General features: G+C 37.7%; 17 protein-coding genes. 9 read left to right on the forward strand and 8 right to left on the reverse strand.

The features are described from left to right. Positions 1-81: 81 nt before the first annotated feature. On the forward strand, positions 82-843 hold the full coding sequence (locus ABLB98_RS03070) for a ferredoxin--NADP reductase (protein ID WP_348882823.1): 762 nt from the start codon (positions 82-84) through the stop codon (positions 841-843). A gap of 20 nt (positions 844-863) precedes the next feature. Here the strand turns inward: ABLB98_RS03070 and ABLB98_RS03075 are convergent, their stop codons facing one another. Continuing rightward, entirely contained in the window at positions 864-1,286 is a 423-nt protein-coding gene (locus tag ABLB98_RS03075) for a hypothetical protein (RefSeq protein WP_016652946.1), read from the reverse strand. Positions 1,287-1,492: 206 nt separating this feature from the next. Here ABLB98_RS03075 and ABLB98_RS03080 point away from each other — a divergent pair, with 206 nt between their 5' ends. The 3 genes from ABLB98_RS03080 to ABLB98_RS03090 all read left to right on the forward strand — a co-directional run bounded on the left by ABLB98_RS03080 (position 1,493) and on the right by ABLB98_RS03090 (position 3,919). After that, positions 1,493-1,693, forward strand: a complete 201-nt coding sequence (locus tag ABLB98_RS03080) for a hypothetical protein (protein WP_087547041.1) — start codon at positions 1,493-1,495, stop codon at positions 1,691-1,693. Between the two features lie 227 nt (positions 1,694-1,920). After that, positions 1,921-3,483: a mechanosensitive ion channel gene (locus tag ABLB98_RS03085; protein ID WP_348882822.1), complete on the forward strand. Its 1,563-nt coding sequence runs from the start codon at positions 1,921-1,923 to the stop codon at positions 3,481-3,483. A gap of 256 nt (positions 3,484-3,739) precedes the next feature. Further along, on the forward strand, positions 3,740-3,919 hold the full coding sequence (locus ABLB98_RS03090; RefSeq protein ID WP_348882821.1) for a hypothetical protein: 180 nt from the start codon (positions 3,740-3,742) through the stop codon (positions 3,917-3,919). Between the two features lie 35 nt (positions 3,920-3,954). Here the strand turns inward: ABLB98_RS03090 and ABLB98_RS03095 are convergent, their stop codons facing one another. Beyond that, complete coding sequence (locus ABLB98_RS03095; RefSeq protein WP_348882820.1) at positions 3,955-5,151, reverse strand: NAD(P)/FAD-dependent oxidoreductase; 1,197 nt, start codon at positions 5,149-5,151, stop codon at positions 3,955-3,957. A gap of 53 nt (positions 5,152-5,204) precedes the next feature. Next, entirely contained in the window at positions 5,205-6,077 is an 873-nt protein-coding gene (locus tag ABLB98_RS03100; RefSeq protein WP_348882819.1) for a pyridoxal-phosphate dependent enzyme, read from the reverse strand. 334 nt (positions 6,078-6,411) lie between these two features. Between ABLB98_RS03100 and ABLB98_RS03105 the strand changes: the two genes are divergently transcribed. Together ABLB98_RS03105 and ABLB98_RS03110 are read left to right on the forward strand one after the other, a co-directional pair. Beyond that, a complete protein-coding gene (locus ABLB98_RS03105; protein ID WP_348882818.1) occupies positions 6,412-7,089 on the forward strand; it encodes a DUF1345 domain-containing protein in 678 nt (225 codons plus the stop codon). Between the two features lie 100 nt (positions 7,090-7,189). Further along, on the forward strand, positions 7,190-7,948 hold the full coding sequence (locus tag ABLB98_RS03110) for a class I SAM-dependent methyltransferase (RefSeq protein WP_348882817.1): 759 nt from the start codon (positions 7,190-7,192) through the stop codon (positions 7,946-7,948). Positions 7,949-7,994: 46 nt separating this feature from the next. On the opposite strand, the gene ABLB98_RS03115 is transcribed toward ABLB98_RS03110, so the two are convergent. Further along, positions 7,995-9,617, reverse strand: coding sequence for an oleate hydratase (locus tag ABLB98_RS03115; RefSeq protein ID WP_087545413.1), 1,623 nt, complete (start codon positions 9,615-9,617; stop codon positions 7,995-7,997). 355 nt (positions 9,618-9,972) lie between these two features. Here ABLB98_RS03115 and ABLB98_RS03120 point away from each other — a divergent pair, with 355 nt between their 5' ends. After that, the gene (locus ABLB98_RS03120; protein WP_348882816.1) at positions 9,973-10,596 is read left to right on the forward strand and encodes a LysE family translocator; all 624 of its coding nucleotides are present in this window, start codon (positions 9,973-9,975) and stop codon (positions 10,594-10,596) included. Between the two features lie 61 nt (positions 10,597-10,657). Here ABLB98_RS03120 and ABLB98_RS03125 read toward each other — a convergent pair whose 3' ends face one another. The 4 genes from ABLB98_RS03125 to ABLB98_RS03140 form a co-directional block, all read right to left on the reverse strand. Beyond that, positions 10,658-11,614 carry an MBL fold metallo-hydrolase gene (locus ABLB98_RS03125; protein ID WP_348882815.1) on the reverse strand — a complete coding sequence of 319 codons (957 nt, stop codon included), beginning with the start codon at positions 11,612-11,614 and terminating at the stop codon, positions 10,658-10,660. Positions 11,615-11,629: 15 nt separating this feature from the next. Beyond that, positions 11,630-13,156, reverse strand: a complete 1,527-nt coding sequence (locus ABLB98_RS03130) for an ATP-dependent endonuclease (RefSeq protein WP_256415271.1) — start codon at positions 13,154-13,156, stop codon at positions 11,630-11,632. Between the two features lie 91 nt (positions 13,157-13,247). Further along, positions 13,248-15,305: a methionine--tRNA ligase gene (gene metG / locus ABLB98_RS03135; protein ID WP_348882814.1), complete on the reverse strand. Its 2,058-nt coding sequence runs from the start codon at positions 15,303-15,305 to the stop codon at positions 13,248-13,250. Between the two features lie 101 nt (positions 15,306-15,406). Beyond that, positions 15,407-15,904 (reverse strand): hypothetical protein, encoded by a 498-nt coding sequence (locus ABLB98_RS03140; RefSeq protein WP_348882813.1) that lies wholly within the window; start codon positions 15,902-15,904, stop codon positions 15,407-15,409. Between the two features lie 256 nt (positions 15,905-16,160). Here ABLB98_RS03140 and ABLB98_RS03145 point away from each other — a divergent pair, with 256 nt between their 5' ends. Together ABLB98_RS03145 and apbC are read left to right on the forward strand one after the other, a co-directional pair. Then, positions 16,161-16,697, forward strand: a complete 537-nt coding sequence (locus ABLB98_RS03145) for a hypothetical protein (protein ID WP_348882812.1) — start codon at positions 16,161-16,163, stop codon at positions 16,695-16,697. Between the two features lie 161 nt (positions 16,698-16,858). Continuing rightward, entirely contained in the window at positions 16,859-18,088 is a 1,230-nt protein-coding gene (gene apbC, locus ABLB98_RS03150; RefSeq protein ID WP_348882811.1) for an iron-sulfur cluster carrier protein ApbC, read from the forward strand. Positions 18,089-18,091: the final 3 nt, after the last annotated feature.

The raw sequence follows: 18,091 nt of genomic DNA on the forward strand, positions 1-18,091 counted from the left end.
AAATAGCCTTAATGTTTTGAGTATCCATCAATTATTCGATCATGCTAACATGAGCCTACTGTTTCGTGCCACGTTCAAATCATGTCAATTGAAAAATTTAGCGTAGAAAAAGTTCTATCTGTTCATCGTTGGGCTCACAATCTTTTTAGTTTTACCCTGACTCGACCTGCTCATTTTAAATTTAGTGCAGGGCAGTTTGCGCGAATTGGTTTAATGGTTGGCGGTGAGCTAGTTGTAAGAGCTTATTCTGTTGTTTCTTCGCCCTTTGATGAAACTTTAGAATTCTTTTCGATTGTTGTTCCCGATGGTGCATTTACGTCAAATTTGCAACACCTTAAAGTTGGTGATGAACTTTATTTAGATAAAATATCTTATGGTTATTTGACTTTGGCAAGGTATCAACAACCTTTACCACAAGATCTTTGGCTATTGGGGACTGGTACTGGACTTGCACCATTTCTATGCATGTTACAAGACTTTGAAACTTGGAATAAATATAAACATATTCATCTAGTTTATAGCGTTCGCACAGAGTCTGAGTTGGCTTATGTGGAACGTATTGAAGAAATCGCAGCATCATTTGGTGAAGGGCATTCTGGATTTAAATTCATTCCAATTGTTACCCGTGATCCTAAAGCCGCATTACATGATCGACTCCCAATTTTAATTGGTAATGGTGAATTAGAGAAAGCAGCAGGATTAGCTTTGAACCCTGCCAGTAGTCATGTGATGTTGTGTGGTAATCCTCAGATGGTTGAGGATACAAAAGAGGCACTTAAACAACGAGGTTTAACGATGAATCGTCGTGGTGAAGGTAATATTGCAGTAGAGAATTATTGGTAGTCGTATGGTATGGATATGTCTTAATGTACAAACATATCCATAAATTCACGGATTTCTTGAATGGCAGTATCGACATCAGTGTTTAGCCATGTCGGTTCAAAAATACCGATATAATGTTCTAAACGGTCTTGAGGAACAACAAGGCGAACAGGGCAATCTTCTTCGAGTAGGCGCCAAGGTAAAATAGGCACTTCATTGTCTAAAAAAGGTTGTACATTTCGAATATCGATAATCATTGCATTTACACAATCAGGTAAAGGCATGACGGAGAATTCTTCAGTGCGACGACGGAAGTATTCTAAATCTCCCCATTTTAAGATATAGCTTGGCTTATTGAACTCAATAATTCCTATTAAATGTTCATCACGTGTGTGATGTAAAAAACATTGATGAGTAACATCCGTGTCTAAATCAAGAGAAACACTTTGTTGACTATAGGACATAAAGCAAAACATATGAGAAACGAAGCCGACTAGTATAGCTTATTTTTAGCGTATTCTAAAACCGACTATATTTTAAACAAAAAAATAAATAAAAAAAGTAGAGTTCTGCAAACACTGCAACGATAGTCCGAAGCTTTTTCACACAATGCAACATTGAGTATTGCTAAGATAAAAGCCTAACAAATAAAAGGATGAGGGCTGCTATGATGCATGATTTTAGTAAGCCACAACCTCATGTGGCGAGTCGAGAGGAAATTGCAAAGAAAAAGAAACTACCCGTTTATATGTTGATCATTGTGGGGGTTTTCCTAATTGCACTTCTTGTTTACATGGTCGCGGATCATTCAGCGAATCCAACTGCACAGGCAATACTGTCTCATATGCAGTCGGTACTTTTGGATGCCTAGATCGTTTATTTTTAGACCAAAATCTGTTGAATTGAAAAGCTCATTGATGTGAATCAATGAGCTTTTTTGCAAAATTATGCGGACTTTTTGTTGTATTAGTGCTGCCGCTTGTTGATTGGAAAATAGACAAAAATTAAGGTTGAGGCATCCATAAGTTATGTTCTTGGTTATAGAGCGATCATGGGTGCTTTGATTAATTTTAAAACACAACATAAGGATAACAACACATGAATGAATACTTTACTGATCCCTCCCAGAGAGGAGGATTCGACGCAATGTATTATTGGGAACAGTTTCACCCAATTTTAGCGGCAATTTTGATCTTACTAGTGGGTTGGATTATTGCCTTAATCATTGCCGCAGGTGTAAAGCGGCTATTGCAAAAGGTTGGTACCAATCACAAGTTATCTTCGGTAACTGATCGTACGCCCAATATTGAAAACTTAGTTTCTAAATTGGTGTTTTGGTTTGTTATGATTCTCGCTGTGGTTGGCTCACTCAATGTTTTAAATATTAGTGGTGTAAGTGACCCGTTTAGCAATATGGTAGGACGAGTACTTGCTTATATACCAAACTTATTTGCAGCCGTTGCAGTAGGATTTATTGGTTGGATTGTGGCGCGTTTGGTACGTGCTGGATTGACCAATGTATTATCTAGAACAGAATTAGATGAGAAGCTAAGCAGTGAAGTTGGTGTTAACGCTTTAAGTAGTAATATCGCAGAAATTTTTTACTGGTTGGTTTTATTACTATTTCTACCAATTGTGCTGTCTATTTTAGGTTTAACAGGACTGCTGATTCCTGTACAAAACATGGTAAACGAAGCGATTGCTTATCTGCCTAATTTGTTTATTGCGGGTGTGATCCTTTTTGTAGGTTATATTCTCGCCAAGATTGTGCGCGGTATTGTCGAGGGATTAGGTAATAGCTTGGGATTACAAACGCAAGCTGAAAAAGTAGGATTATTTAAAAACTCAAATATATCGAAATTTTTAGGCTCATTTGTGTTTGCAATTATTGTCATCACAGCGTTGATTGTGGCATTTGAAGCTTTAGGAATCCAAGCGATTTCTCAACCCGCAACAGCGATGTTGAATGAAATTATGTATGCAATTCCACAAATTATTGCAGCTGGTTTAATTCTAATCGTTGCCTATATTGTTTCTCGTTTTGTTGGACGTTTAGTCGCTGAACTTATTTCAGGGGCGGGAATTGATGAAATTCCAATGAAGCTTGATTTGCAACGATTCCTTGGACAAACCCGTATTTCTGATCTGATCGGTTATTTGATTGTATTTTTTACCATGTTGTTTGCAATCTCTGAAGCTGCGAACCGTCTTGGCTTAGAGCAGGTAAGTGTGCTGATTGCGATGTTTATTCAGTTTGGTGCAAGTATTTTATTGGGTGCAGTCATTTTGGTGATTGGATTCTGGCTCGCCAATGTCGTGGCTAATGTGGTACAACGCGGTGAATACAATAGTTCACGTTGGTTAGCAAACCTAGTTCGTATTTTAATTATGGGCTTAGTGATTGCGATGGGTCTAAAAGCTATGGGTATTGCGGATTCCATTGTGAATTTGGCTTTTGGTTTGACGCTTGGTTCAGTTGCAGTTGCTTTTGCCTTGGCATTTGGTTTAGGTGGTCGTCAACCTGCAGAACGCTTATTGACAGATTTATTAGATAAGGCAGAGAATGAAGCGAAACAGCCAAATCCGTTAGATAAAGAAATCACACCAAGTCATTCGGTACCACCAATAACACCACCGACCCCACCTTATTCAGATGAATAGTAAAAATAATCTTTGATTTTTTGAACCAATTCGACCACTCTAAGCAGGGTGGTCGTTTTGTTTGTATAAGCATTATTGAGTTTTTATCTATATCGTGATTAGGGCATATTTTAGAAAAACGAGACCTAAAACTGAATTTTAGCGTACATATGACTGTAGTTTAATAGGATTAATCAAAAATTTGACCTGAAAAGCAATTCATTTATAGATAAAGTATCAATAGTCTCTAAATAAAAATTCTATAGAGGAGAGTGACATGAAGAGGCCAAATCGCGTATTTGCACCGATTATTATTGCAGGTATTACTGTAGGTTTTTTGGCGAGTGCGTACAAATTTGTTGTTTCGAAATCAAACACGGCTAAAGAAAAACCAATTAAAAATACTCAAAAAGTATCTTCTACAGAAGCTGCTAACTCTTCAGATCAGCATGCTTAGTGTTATTTAGCAATCGGCTTAATGTGTTAAGTGAACTAAACAAATTGAGCCGCTGCTTGAGCCGAAGACCATGCCCATTGGAAGTTATATCCTCCCAAATGACCTGTTACATCGAGTACTTCACCGATAAAATATAAGCCTTTCTGCTTTTTACTTTCCATGGTTTTTGAAGAAACTTCGCTAGTGTCTACGCCACCTAATGTGACTTCAGCAGTACGATATCCTTCAGTTCCAGATGGTTTAACAGAAAAGGCGTGCAATTGATCAGCAATTTGCTCTAGTTGTAAATCGCTAAAATTGCCAATCGCAGTTTCACTTTGTTCCGCCCAAATTAGTTGTTGTAGCTCAAGCACGATACTTTTCGCCGTGAATTCACTGAGCAAAGTTCTGAGCAGAACTTTGGGTTGCGACTTTTTCTTTTCCTTGAAGAATTGAACTAAATCTTGGCTCGGGAAAAAATCAATTTTAAAGCTTTCACCCACATGCCAATAATTTGAGAGCTGTAATGAACTTGGTCCACTTAAGCCTCGATGAGTAAACAACAAAGCTTCAGTAAATTGATGGCGATCATTCACCAGTGTTGCATCTAAAGCATTACCACTTAAGCGTGTTGTGACTTCTTTAAAATGGTCCGAAAAGGTGAAGGGGACTAGACCCGCACGGGTAGGAAAAACATGGTGTCCAAACTGTTGAGCAAGTTCATATCCAAAACCAGAGCCTCCTAGTGTTGGAATAGATAAGCCACCAGTCGCCACAACGAGAGATTCACAGTGATAAGTGCCTTGATTGGTTTCAATGATAAAACCTGAATCTGTTTGTGCTGTTATGCTTTGTACTTCGCAATGGGTCTGAATCTGAACCCGTTTCGCTTTATTGCACTCTGCAAGTAAAAGTTCGAGGATTTCTTTTGCGCCTTTGATTGTAAATAGCTGACCGTGTTTACGTTCTTCATATTCAATACCATATTCGCAGACCAAACCAATAAAATCCCAGTTGGTGTAACGAGTGAGCGCTGAAATAACAAAGTGTGGATTTTCAGAAATATAATTTGAAGGTTCAACATCTAGGTTAGTGAAGTTACACTTGCCACCACCAGACATTAGAATCTTTTTACCGACTTTATTGGCTTTTTCTAATACGACAACGGAACGTCCACGTTTACCAGCCTCTGCAGCCAACATCAAGCCTGATGCACCTGCACCTAAAACAACAACATCAACTTGATGAACCATGAGGATTACTCGGTAGACGAAAAGCGAGCAATTATAAAAGATTTGTGGGGGTTTTAATATGCTTTAAGCTTTCCTTGCAACCCACCTGTATGAATGGCCAGGATTCGAGTGTGGGCAGGGAAATGATTGTGCTGGATTAAATCAAGAAGTCCCATCATCATTTTACCTGTATAAATGTGTTCGAGTGGAATTTGATATTTTTGCTCAAAATTTTGAATAAATTTCAATAATTCAGGTGTAGTTTTGGCATAGCCGCCACCACAATAGGCATCGGTTAAAGACCAATTGCTTTTATCGGTCCATTGTTGAATGTCCTGTTTGAGAAAATCACCTTTCAAGGCTGAAAAGCCTAAAATGTGCTGTTGTTCCGAGCTACTTTCAATGATGCCCACAATTGTTCCACCAGTACCCACAGCACAACAAATTACGTCATAATTTTCTAAATCATCAGGGGAGAGGATTTCCTGTGTCCCTTGAATGGCAAGGGAATTGCTTCCACCCTCTGGAATAATAAAGGCTTGAGGATATTGCTGTTGAAGTTGTTGTAAATATTCCACTTCATGGCGCAGACGATATTCGGCTCGGCTGACAAAATGCAGTTGCATGCCAAAATCTTGCGCTGTTTGTAGAGTAGGATTTAAGTCTTGGGTCGCAAGTTCTTGACCACGAATGATGCCAATACTTTGAAAGCCAAAGCGTTGAGCTGCATAAGCCGTTGCTGCAATATGATTGGAAAATGCACCGCCAAAAGTGAGGACTTGAGAAAAACCTTGCTGTTGTGCTGCCAAGAGGTTGTATTTGAGTTTAAAAAACTTATTGCCCGAAATCTGGGGATGAATCAGGTCAAGGCGTTTGATGGTCAGTTGAACAGGCTGGGGAAGTTGCAATGTTTGATAAGGTGTATCAAAGGCAATGTGATCAAACATTTGAGATCATTAAAAATAAATTGAATCCTATTGTAAGTGTATTCGATCGTGAAAGTCAGTATTGTTCTTCGAACCTCGTTCATCTTGGTCAGTATTGGAATGGCTAAATTACTTTATGCATGATTCGATTTAGTCCAATCTAATTCGCTTATGTTTTAACTACTTTTCGATAACATTTACCATAGATGAATTTCAAAAGTTTAAGTGTCTATCACTTGGCTCATGGTTTGTGTGGTTTAGGTAAAATATAGGCAATAAGGTACTTTGATATAAGATTACAGTGTTAAATATAAGCCTAAATTGATTGTGAATAAAAAATAGCAGCGGGTGAAAGATGCAAGGCTTTGTAAAGCGTTTTGCGAGAGGGCTAAAACATCGCCCATACTTATCAGCAACCTTTAGTTTAGGTTTAGTGATCTATGCTGTTTTGCATTTTTTTACGCCTTGGCAATGGGCGACTTGTCTACAAATTGGGTGGAATATTGCCATTTGGTTATATTTATTTCTGACTTTAAAAATGATGTGGCGCTTAGACTCAACTCATATTTTACAACGCGCTCAGCAACAAGATGCAGGGAAATGGGCAATTATGAATGTTGTCTTGATCGCCATTGTGATCTGTTTTATTTCAATTGTAGTACAACTCAGCCATGTCCCCAAAGATCAGGCTTTTTTAAAAGGATTCCTGATTTTATTGACCACAGGGACTATTTTTTCAACATGGCTGTTACTACATACCTTATTTGCGATTCATTATGCGCATGATTATTATCTTGCCAAAAGTCAGCAAAAGAATCCTGGTTTAGATTTTCCAAAAACTGATCAACCTGATTATCTCGATTTTATTTATTTTAGTTATATTATCGGCACTTCTGCACAAACGGCAGATGTTTCGATTACCAGTTCTGAATTGAGGCATCTGAATATTTTTCATTGTGTTTTGGCTTTTATTTTTAATACCATGATTTTAGCCATCGCAATCAATGTGGCAGCCAGTTTGATTGGATTATAATTGATAACTTATTTTTATTGATTGAATTAAAATTCATCATTTTTATTTTTGATTAGTGACGTCTATTTTAAAAGCTAGATGACATCGCAAGGATAAAAACATGACCACTCAGCATCAAGTTAATCAACAGCAATACCAAGATAAATCGCAAGCCTATTTAAACAGCCAAGTACATGCGCAAGGCATCGAATTTCAGAAGATGCAACAATTGATCCAATCTCATCAATTTCAAAAAGTCTTAGATTTGGGCTGTGGTGGTGGGCATGTGACTTTTCAGGTGGTAGCATTGGTTGATGAAGTAGTTGCCTATGATTTAACACCGTCAATGGTTGAGCTTGTATCGATTCAAGCCAAACAACGAGGTTTTGAAAACGTGATTGCCCAACAAGGTGCAGCGGAAAAATTACCTTTTATAGATCAATGTTTTGACTGTGTCATCACGCGTTATTCAGCGCATCATTGGCAGAGTGTTGCTCAGGCAATGCATGAAATTTATCGTGTATTAACTCAAGACGGCAAAGTTATTATTGTTGATATTTTAGGAAATTCAAATCCAGCGATTGATAGCTTTTTTCAGACCATTGAAATGATTCGAGATCCGAGTCATGTCAGAAATTATAGTTTGCAGGAATGGATGTATTTCGCGGAATCTACAGGCTTTAAAGTTGAAACCGTTGCAAAGCAACGTTTGGATTTAGATTTCCAAAGTTGGACAGAACGGATGCAAACGCCTGAATATGCCATTACCACCATACGTAATTTACAGACCAAAGCATCAGAGCAGGTGCAACGATATTATCAAATCAAAGCCGATGGTTCATTTAGCAGTGAAGTTGCTTATATCGTTTTATCAAAATAAGTTGAATAACCATAGGGCAGCAACTTACCCTATGGCTTTTTTAAATTTAATGAAAAACTGCTTCCAAAGCATTTAAGCCAACTTTAGGATCGAGTAAACCATTGTAAATCTCTGGAATTTCACGTTCGACACCTAAGAGCTGATAAATGGCAATCATGGCACAACGTACGGAATATTCCACCGTGAAAACCACATCATCTTCAAGCTCTACGAATTGACCTAAGAAAGCAAAGTTGACAGCATTTTCTGGAATGACCAATGGGCGATCACCTGCTTTACGACATGCAAATAGGGCAGAGGCATAAGGCATCATTACTGTGGTAATGTCAGTATGTGCCAACACATGATCCAAAATGTCATCGAAACCAAGTTGATGAATCAACTCAATTAAAATCTCTTGACCCGTCGCTTCACTCATCGGTTTTTTAATGTAATCGCCGATATGGTCAATTTCAAAACCATAACCCCATAAGGTGAATTTACCTTCTGGTAAGTCAGCAAAATGCGGTTGAGCTGGAACGACCACAGATAGATGCCAACCAGATTCAAACCAAGTCATGAGTGCACCTGTACCCGGTTCATTTCCTGTGTAATCAATAATCCGTTTTAGCAGCACATCATCATGCATGGTGAGCGTAAAGGATTTCCATTTATGCTCATCAATGTTGCCATAGAAGGTCATTGGACGACCAAAATCAGGGGCTTTTTGAGCCAATGTTTCCCACAAACGCCAGCCATGATCTTGTCGATCACGAATCAGCTCAGGAACATCGAATTTATCGCCATAACGTGAATCAGCCGTAATCGAACCTAAAGTAAAGAGCGCAAGATCATGCTCACCCAGTTGAATTTGTTCAGTGCCTTCTGGAATGTTGACATAAAGTTGGGTTGCCTTACGTTCCTTCGTTTGGGCATCTTCGACAAAGTCTGCATCTGTGACATAACTACCGAAACGAACATCAACGCCTTGTTCCACCAACCAGCGTTGTAGAGGATGAATCATTGAATCATATTGATTGTATTTAGTTCGTTTCACACCTGCTAAGGTATGGATGCGTGGTAATTCTTGAATGAAACGTAGAAAATAACGGCGTAATTCCGCTGCACTATGCCATTTTTGAAAGGCAAACGTGGTTCGCCACATCCGCCAAAAATTACTTTGGAAAAATGCATCATCAAAAAATTCATCAATACGGCGACTACCGATACGATCTTCTTTTAATGCCAGTAGACGTAACATTTGAGCACGGTTGAGCGTTGATAATCCCAATTTTTGAGCTTCTGCAATAATATGATTTGAGTCGATCAAACGTGCTTGAGCATTGGTTTTAACTTGTTCGTTAAATTCACGACATTCTTCACGAACAGAAATGTCTGGATTTTCTAAAGATGGGATGCTTGAAAATAAATCCCAAGTACACAAATAAGTCTCATCAGTTAGCATACGTCCACCACGTGTGACCCATGCTTGGTTCGGATTAAGCGGATTATGTCCACCATCCATCGAACCACCAGAAACATTCAATTCTTCTAAAATATGGATATGTTCGGCTGGCACTTTAGCGTCACGAATCGCAAAAGCAGCAGCAGCCATACCAGCTATGCCTCCACCTACAATCCAAAGATGTGATTTAGAGCGGTCTAATGTTTTCAGTCTTTTATTTTGCATCTGATGTGCCTCGGTTGTAGTTCTAAAGAAAATTAAAGCCATAATTTTATTATGGGATTATATGTTTTAAAAATATATGAAAGTTCTGCTAAAAATCGATGATAAATTATTATCAGAAAAAAACTTTAATAGAAAAAATGGATGCACAATAAAATTTTACTATTCATATGCTATGTTTTAACTGTTTGATATTGAAATTAAATTGAGTTTTTACTCTATTTTTGGTTTTTTACTAAATATCAAATTGCTTGAAAAATCCTTAAATTTATAAACATAAATCAAAAAATTATATCTTCTATTATGGTTTTTTAAGTAAAATAAATAGTTGAAAATTATTCTAATCTTGAGGTCTATCTTGGAATCATTATTGATTTTAGGCTCTATTACGTTGGCATTAATGTTGGGGGCAATTAGTCCTGGTCCTACCTTTATTTATGTTGCCAAAAACTCAATTGCGATTTCACGTAAACATGGCTTATTTACTGCGCTTGGTACGGGCACGGGTGCAGCATTATTTGGTTTGCTTGCAGTGATGGGGCTACAAGCAATTTTGCTGGCTGTGCCTTCTGCCTATATCGCTTTAAAAATCTTTGGTGGTCTGTATTTACTTTGGCTCGCTTATAAAATTATTAAACATGCCAAAGAACCCATGGAAGCTGTAAATCGAGCAGTCAAGACCATGAGTTATACGCAAGCATTTCGTTTAGGACTGATTACCCAACTCAGTAACCCTAAAATTGCGATTATCCTTGCCAGTATTTTTACCGCGTTATTGCCGAAAGAAATCCCAACGTATTTTTATGTGGTGTTGCCGATGCTATGCTTCTTTATTGATGCAGGTTGGTATTCGCTAGTGGCTGTTGCATTGTCAGCAGAAGGTCCTCGCAAAGTGTATTTAAAATCTAAGGCTGTTTTTGATCGTATTGCAGGTGGGGTGATGACCTTGCTGGGATTGAAGTTAATCTTTGGAATGAAATGATGCAGCAGAAAAAAGCGACCGAGAAGGTCGCTTTTTATTGCCTAGAATCAGCTTGTTCAGCTTAATCTTTAAAATGTACAGGAATCCATTGATAGCTTTTTTCATCCGCAGAGTAAATATGTCCAATGCCGGGGAACGGTAAATGTGGAGCGGCAATGGTTTGTCCATTTTTAGCGAAATTAGCAAATTGCTTTAAACGTGTTTGAACCGCTTTTTTCGGGTCTATGTCGTATTCAATTGCCGTTTCAGGTTTATCAAATTGCACGGTATGTGAATGTACGATATCTCCAATAAACACCACGTTTTCATCTTTGGTTTTTAATTCATAACTAAAATGCCCAGGTGTATGTCCCGCCGTGTTAATGACTTTAAAACCTTGAATGTCATCACCGAGTTTATAGGTTTTAAAGCGTTGTTTGGCTTGGTAAGGCGCAATCGCTTGTTTAATTTTTTCCACTGTTCCTTGATAGTTAGCTTGCTTATCTTTTGGAAGTTTCGCTGCTTGTTTGGGATCTAACCAATATTTTGCTTCATCATCAGATACATAGACTGTCGCATTAGGGAAATTGGCAACGCCATCTTTACTGATTCCACAGACATGATCGGGATGTAGATGTGTGAGTAGAATGGTATCGACTTGTTCAGGTTGATAGCCTGATGCTTTTAGGTTCGATAAAACTGAACCTAAATGAGCACCAAAACAACCAGCTGCACCGCTATCCACTAATACTAGAGATTTTCCTGTATTAACAAGGAAGGCATTCACTGAGGTTTGTACGCCTTTCTCTTGATCTGCATAGTATTTCTTTAAAATCTCGTGAACTTGTTGTTGTGAAATGTCTTTAAACAAGCTTGGTGACATAAAGTTTGTACCATCGAGCAGGGCAGTGATTTGTACATTGCCCGCTTGGTATTGGTAATAGCCTGAAACTTGTTTTTGTTGGGGGACGGCAGCTTGGGTGGTGATGGCTGTTGTACTTAAGAATAGAGTTAGGCAGAGTAGTTTTAGAGTTTTCATAGGATTTCTCATTCATCATAATTCTTGTGAAAATAGCTCATAAACTTCGAAAATAAAACTTGATAATTCGTTTAAGTAATTTTCACCTTGAGGGGTGTTTTTGAATATATTCCAACAACAATTAAAAACTTCTTCTTCATCTGTTAATGCTGAGTTTTCAATTATTGATTGAAAGAAATAATGATTATTTACGTTGTCAAGATAGTACTGAATAGCTACGTTAGGATGAGAAGCTAAGTAAAAGCGAGTTAAAAATTTTTCGGGTGATTCATTTGAATATATGAAGTGTAAATTTTGATGTGCTGGATAAAGAGGTTGTGAATTACGATTTTGTTTTAATCTCATATCTCCATCTAATATACAAGCATATCCTGATCTGATTTTCTTCAAAGGATATGTGTCCATCTGAGACTTGAAAATTTTGTAAACATCATCTGCCGATCCTATTGGTATGATATTAATTAACTCATTAAGTTTTTGAATATCATTCTGTTCGGCACAAAAAAGTATACCTTTCATAATTATTTTTTTTGCAATTTTATCTTCACAATAAAGATCTATTAACGGAAATGACTTAGCATCCATTTTAGTCAATGCGGCACTAACACTAATATTGTTAATTGCTCTGTATTCTGAAGTATGTGTTTTTTCAATGAAAATTCTAGATTCAGGATTTACTTCATCTAAAATTGTTGAAGAATGGGATGTTATAATAAATTGTTTTTTTTCATTTCTACTGATATCTCGAATAACATCCATCAATCTTCGTTGTACTTTTGGATGAAGCCCCATTTCAATTTCATCAATAAGAATTAAAGATTTTTCATTAGCTTCAATTATATCGATTAAAATACGAGTTAAAACATCCTCACCCGTAGCCGTATTAAAGCTAGAGTACTCAAAAGAATTTGTGTAGTTAAAAACATCTTTATCATTTACCTTAGCAATACCTGTAATACTAAACTGTTGCTCTAGGATATGTGAAAGATAGTGTTCTAACTTGCTTTTCATTTGCGGAGATAAATTGTCAACACTGCCTCTTTTAGCCACATTAAAAACTTTAGCAGTAAAAAAACGTGCTGGCAGTATTCTATCTAGATCAATAAATACAACATCACGGAAATTAAATTGAGATTCTTTTTTACCAACACCATTCCATTTATTTGTGAGAGCTTTTCTTTGCCCACGTTTGCGTTCAAATTTTATACCTTTACGATAATTAATATAATATGTCCAATCCTCAAGTTGTTTATCATGATTTGTAAATTTCATTAGAGAGCTCCAAGTATTTCTCTCTAAATTCCCATTTGTTGGATTTCGACGCATAAATTTTTCATGACTACAAGCTATAGCCATTAAAACAGTTGTCTTCCCCGAGCGATTTGTTCCAGAAATAACAGAGATTGGATGCTGAAAATCTAAATTCAAGTGAGGGATATGTCTAAATCTTTCAAATTCTATATTTTTTAGAAAAAATGGATATAGATTATGGTCATCAATATTTACATTAGAAAAAAAATCATTGTTGGAGTTAATGTTCATATTTTTGGATAGTATCAATCTTATTTTTATTATAGATTAACTTTATTAAAAAAGTTAGCCCTAACAATAAGTTAAGGCTAACATAAAATTCTTAAGACACTTTATCACCAGCTTTAGCACCAGATTCAGGTGAAATCACCCAAACCCCTTCACCATTACCCGCTGCAAGTACCATACCGTTAGAAATACCAAAACGCATTTTACGAGGAGCAAGGTTAGCCACCATTACTACCAATTTACCTTTTAAATCTTCTGGCTGATAGAACTCACGAATACCACTAAACACATTACGTGGCTCAGCTTCACCAACATTTAAAGTGAGTTGAAGTAATTTATCAGAACCTTCGACCGTTGCAGCTTCTAAAACTTCAGCTACACGTAGGTCAACTTTCATAAAGTCTTCAATACCAATAATTTCAGCTTCACCCACTTTAGGCTCAGGCTTCTTCTCGACTTTCTTCTCTTTTTTCTTTTCCACTTTTGGCGCTTCTGCCGCAGCAGCTAAAGAATCTTTAGATGCATCAACCATGGCTGCAACTGCTTTAGGATCAACACGCTGCATAAGCGGTTGGAATTGAGCAATTTCATGTGCAACTAAGATTTGCTGACGTGATGCAAAGTCAAAGCTTTCAAGTTGTAAGAAAGACTGTACTTGAGCCGCAAGCGTTGGAAGAACAGGAGCCAAGTAAATCGCAAGTTGACGGAATAAGTTGATACCAACTGAGCAAACATCATGCACTTGTTGTTCTTGACCTTCTTGCTTCGCAAGCGCCCATGGTTTTTTCTCATCAATATATTGATTCGCTTTGTCCGCAAGTGCCATGATTTCACGAACAGCAGCAGAAAATTCACGTGCTTCATAGGCTTGAGCAATTGAATCCCCCGCATCAATAAAGCTTTGAACCAATTCAGGCTCAGCACAAGTGTTGGAAAGCGTATTATTGAAATTGCTGTTAATGAATTTTGCACAACGGCTAGCAATATTCACTACTTTACCGACAAGGTCAGAATTCACTTTTTGTACGAAGTCATCCAAATTCAAATCTGAATCTTCAACTTTGTCAGAAAGCTTAGAAGCAAAGTAATAACGTAAATATTCAGGATTCAAGTGCTGTAAATAAGTTTCAGCTTTAATGAATGTACCGCGAGACTTCGACATCTTCTGACCATTCACTGTCAAGAAACCATTCACGAATAAACCAGATGGGGTACGGTAGTTCGCACCTTCAAGCATTGCAGGCCAGAACAGTGCATGGAAGTAAACGATGTCTTTACCAATGAAGTGATACACTTCTTTATCGCTGTCTTTTTTCCAGAAATCATCAAAGCTTAGATCAGGACGTTTAGTTTTGATGTAGTTTTCAAAACTCGACATATAACCAATCGGTGCATCGACCCAAACATAGAAATATTTGTTTGGTGCATCTGGAATTTCAAAACCGAAATAAGGTGCATCACGTGAAATATCCCAATCCGATAAACCTGCTTCAAACCATTCATCAAGCTTGTTGGCAATCGAAACAGGTAAACGACCTTGATCACGTGTCCATTTCTGTAGGTATTCTGAGAAATTCGGTAGTTTAAAGAAATAGTGATCTGATGATTTCTCAACTGGCGTTGCACCACTCAATGTTGAGCGAGGGTTTAATAACTCAGTCGCGTTATAAGTTGTACCGCAGACTTCACATGAGTCGCCGTATTGATCTTCTGCTTTACATTTCGGGCACGTGCCTTTAATGAAACGATCAGACAAAAACATGCCTTTTTCAGGATCAAAAAGCTGATTTACAGGTCGAATTGCGATATTGCCTGCTTCACGGTTTTTAATATAAATCTCAGATGCACGTGCTTTGTTTGCATCGCTATGAGTTGAATCATAATGATCGAAATGCACACCAAAACCATCAAAATCACGAATGTGTTCTTTCTGAACATTGGCAATTTGCGCTTCAGGGCTGATACCATTGGCTTCGGCACGTAACATAATCGCTGTACCATGAGCATCATCCGCACAAACGTAAGTCACGTCATGACCCATTGCACGCATCGCACGAACCCAAATATCTGCTTGGATATAACCGAGTAAGTGACCCATATGGATAGGACCATTGGCATAAGGAAGGGCATTGGTGACTAAAATTTTACGCACGGATATTGTTCTCTCATTCGTATTTACAAGGCAAATGATTTTACATGACTTAAGAGCGACTTGCACAAGGGAATCGGTGAAATCTTTTTAATCCTATAGGATCACATATTCTGCATTTGTTTAACCGTTACGCTTTGCTTAGAGTTCTTTCTTAAAGAGATGATTTTCCCTTTAGACAAGAAATGAATATGATAGCTTTTTAAACTATTGGTTTTTGGATCAACTGTAATTTCGGCAAAGAGTGGCGTTTGCCAAAGTTCATCACTTCCTAAAGTTCCCAACCATGCTTGAGCTTTAATTACAGCGGTAAATTCATCTTTAACTTGTAAGTTGCTAATGCTCACTTCACTGCACCAATGAACGGTCTTTGGAAATTCAACTTTTGAAAATTTCCAACAAATTGAAAGTGCTAAGCTTGTTGCAATTCCAGCATAATTGTTGCTTTCATTATGAATGACTTGAAGGAGTTGCTCAGCTAAATCACTTTCAAAAGAATCAATCATGCTTTGGATTCTTCGTTTGCTCGAAAGAATATAATTCAGGCGCTTTTGTTGAGCTTGCAGTTCATGTTGAATTTCTAGAAGTTCATTTTCGTTCATAAGGGGGCTTGATGAGTAAATTGAAGATTTAAATCGCTTGAAAGTATATCCGATCGATTGCCTGATCATTGTTGATACTTGTTTCGTGGTGCTGTGTTGGTTCTAAAAATAAACAAAAGACTCGAAATTTACTTTGACTGCTACTGTATCCCATTTGTTTCAATTTGCAGCAATTCTTCTAAATATCTGCAGAATCTTGTATAACTATAAATGAAAGCAACAGTAATTTATTACGATATAACAAGAGGAATAAGACATGAGTAATGACAAAATTGATCAGTTAAAAGAGTTCGCATCAAAAGACTTGGAGCAAACTAAAACAGATTTACACCAAGTCAAAGATAAAGTCAGCGAACTTGGAAATGACATCAAGCAAAAAGGTCAGGAAACTGTCGAAGACGTTAAAAACTTTGCAGCTAAAGATCTTGATCAAACGAAAGCTGATCTGCAACAAGCAAAAGATAAAGCGAATGAATTGAAGCAAAAGGGTGAGCAAACTTTAGATGATTTAAAAACAAATGCAACGGATCAGTATGGTGAGGGTAAAGCTGCTTTATCTGCTAAAGCAGATGAGCTGAAAGAAAAGTTGACAGATACTCAGCATGCAGCCAAAGAGAAATTAGATCATTTAAAACAAGAAGCAAGCCATAAGTTAGAAGATGCCAAAGCAAAAGCTGCTGAACTAAAAGATGAAGCTGCTGCTAAGCTTGAAGATCTAAAAGCTCAAGCGAGCCATAAACTGGATGATTTAAAGAAAGCTGCAACTGATACATTAAATAAATTCAAAGGTTAATCTTTTGATGACTATTTAAGATTCACGCTTATACTCAGAGAAGAAAACACGTTCATAAAAAATGAGCAATTATCTTCTCTGATATGAGCGTCCAATCTTCAATACTGCTAAACTAGCCAAACTCAGTGATATATTGATCATCTGTTTTTGGAGTAAACAAAATGTCGTGGCTTTCTTCCTTAAAATCTGTTTTTTCACCAGCACAAGAAGTGAAGGAAGATGAAATTCAAACTGTTTTACAAAATTATGTGCTGCCACATTCTGAAAATGCATTAAAAGATCGTATCAGCCAAGTGAATGTACAAGGTCGAATTTTACAACTCACGATTAATACTTTTCCTCAAGAAAAAGATCACTTACAACAGATTCACGACGAACTCGCTGAAGCTCTGGAAAAATGCGGTATCCAAGAGTTAAATTTACATATTATCCAACAAAAACATGCAGTGCATGGTGAAGCAGGTCATAGCTGCTCATCGAAGCCAAAAGCAGAAAATAGCAATTTACCACCTGTAATGGATGCTTCTCCTAAATCGGAAGTCGATCCCAATAATCCACCGATTCAAAAAGCTGCACCACAACAACGCGATGTGGCTGCACATCCACGTATTCAAAATGTAATATTGGTATCGTCAGGAAAAGGTGGGGTCGGTAAATCAACCACCACAGTGAATCTGGCACTTGCATTGCAACAACTCGGTCTAAAAGTCGGTGTTTTGGATGCAGATATTTATGGTCCAAGTATTCCAACCATGTTAGGGAATGCGGGACGTACTCCACAAATTGAAAATGAAAATTTTGTGCCCTTAGATGCATATGGCATGGCTGTGCTTTCAATCGGACATTTGATTGGTGCACACAATACACCTGTGGCTTGGCGTGGTCCTAAAGCGACTGGTGCACTCATGCAGTTGTTTAATCAAACCTTGTGGCCTGATCTGGATGTGTTAGTGATTGATATGCCACCTGGTACTGGAGACATTCAACTGACTTTGGCACAACGTATTCCAGTCACAGGTGCCGTCATTGTGACCACACCGCAAAATGTTGCACTTATGGATGCGGTAAAAGGAATCGAACTCTTTAACAGAGTAAATATTCCTGTACTCGGTGTTATTGAAAATATGTCGACACATATTTGTTCTAACTGTGGTCATGAAGAGCAGATTTTTGGGATAGGCGGAGGAGATCAATTGTCTGAGCAATATGATATTCCTTTATTAGGACGTTTACCTTTAGACGCAAAAATTCGTGAACATGCAGATAATGGTAAACCAAGTGTGATTGCTCAGGATGCAGCCGCAGAGAGCTACCTCAATATCGCACAAGCTGTGTTGCAACAAATGGGTAAGCTGCCAAAACGTCAACGAGATGAAAATCGTATTTTCTAACTC

The sequence above is a fragment of the Acinetobacter yuyunsongii genome (assembly GCF_041021915.1).
Taxonomy (GTDB): Bacteria; Pseudomonadota; Gammaproteobacteria; order Pseudomonadales; family Moraxellaceae; genus Acinetobacter.

Bases quoted from the DNA above. Each gene is read 5' to 3' on its own strand.
- ABLB98_RS03095 (WP_348882820.1), bottom strand. From the start codon at position 5,151: ATGGTTCATCAAGTTGATGTTGTTGTTTTAGGTGCAGGTGCATCAGGC.
- ABLB98_RS03140 (WP_348882813.1), bottom strand. From the start codon at position 15,904: ATGAACGAAAATGAACTTCTAGAAATTCAACATGAACTGCAAGCTCAA.
- ABLB98_RS03070 (WP_348882823.1), top strand. From the start codon at position 82: ATGTCAATTGAAAAATTTAGCGTAGAAAAAGTTCTATCTGTTCATCGT.
- ABLB98_RS03090 (WP_348882821.1), top strand. From the start codon at position 3,740: ATGAAGAGGCCAAATCGCGTATTTGCACCGATTATTATTGCAGGTATT.
- ABLB98_RS03080 (WP_087547041.1), top strand. From the start codon at position 1,493: ATGCATGATTTTAGTAAGCCACAACCTCATGTGGCGAGTCGAGAGGAA.
- ABLB98_RS03085 (WP_348882822.1), top strand. From the start codon at position 1,921: ATGAATGAATACTTTACTGATCCCTCCCAGAGAGGAGGATTCGACGCA.
- ABLB98_RS03075 (WP_016652946.1), bottom strand. From the start codon at position 1,286: ATGTCCTATAGTCAACAAAGTGTTTCTCTTGATTTAGACACGGATGTT.
- ABLB98_RS03100 (WP_348882819.1), bottom strand. From the start codon at position 6,077: ATGTTTGATCACATTGCCTTTGATACACCTTATCAAACATTGCAACTT.
- ABLB98_RS03125 (WP_348882815.1), bottom strand. From the start codon at position 11,614: ATGAAAACTCTAAAACTACTCTGCCTAACTCTATTCTTAAGTACAACA.
- ABLB98_RS03145 (WP_348882812.1), top strand. From the start codon at position 16,161: ATGAGTAATGACAAAATTGATCAGTTAAAAGAGTTCGCATCAAAAGAC.
- apbC (WP_348882811.1), top strand. From the start codon at position 16,859: ATGTCGTGGCTTTCTTCCTTAAAATCTGTTTTTTCACCAGCACAAGAA.
- ABLB98_RS03105 (WP_348882818.1), top strand. From the start codon at position 6,412: ATGCAAGGCTTTGTAAAGCGTTTTGCGAGAGGGCTAAAACATCGCCCA.
- ABLB98_RS03115 (WP_087545413.1), bottom strand. From the start codon at position 9,617: ATGCAAAATAAAAGACTGAAAACATTAGACCGCTCTAAATCACATCTT.
- ABLB98_RS03130 (WP_256415271.1), bottom strand. From the start codon at position 13,156: ATGAACATTAACTCCAACAATGATTTTTTTTCTAATGTAAATATTGAT.
- ABLB98_RS03110 (WP_348882817.1), top strand. From the start codon at position 7,190: ATGACCACTCAGCATCAAGTTAATCAACAGCAATACCAAGATAAATCG.